Below are 453 nucleotides of genomic sequence, written 5' to 3'. Positions count from 1 at the left end.
GCCATATCTTGTTGTAGCTTTAGTAAAGCGTGACGAACTGTCGGATAGACAGCCACTTGTGAGGCATAACCACCAATCGTTTCGTTACGCACCTGCTCACCCACTGCCTCACCATTCACGATGATATCGACACGCCCTGACTCATTGTTAGGTACAAAGGCAATCTCTAAACTTTGCGTTAACTGTAATACAGCCGTCTCATCAATCGACTGACTGGCATCGGCAGTAATCAATCCTGCTTCAAATGCCTTTAAACCAACGATACGATATAAAGCGCCTGAATCTAACAGCTGATAATTCAATGCTTGTGCCAGACGCCAAGTTACCGTGCCCTTGCCTGCGCCACTTGGCCCATCAATACAGATAACAGGATAACGCATTGGCTGCGCTTGGCTATTATCATTAGCAGGTGTAGAGACGGTCATAGGATTCACTTATCACTTTATAGTAGGC

1 protein-coding gene is annotated in these 453 nt (G+C 46.1%); it reads right to left on the bottom strand.

All coding sequences use genetic code 11. The features are described from left to right. A partial coding sequence (locus AAEZ03_RS25925; protein WP_350582588.1) for a (d)CMP kinase occupies positions 1–425 on the bottom strand: 425 nt, incomplete at its 3' end. Positions 426–453: the final 28 nt, after the last annotated feature.

Source organism: Pseudomonas sp. HY2-MNA-CIBAN-0224 (assembly GCF_040310285.1).
GTDB lineage: Bacteria > Pseudomonadota > Gammaproteobacteria > Pseudomonadales > Pseudomonadaceae > Aquipseudomonas > Aquipseudomonas helleri.
Note: the sequence above shows the minus strand (reverse complement) of the source record. Positions and strands in the feature narration are given on the sequence as shown.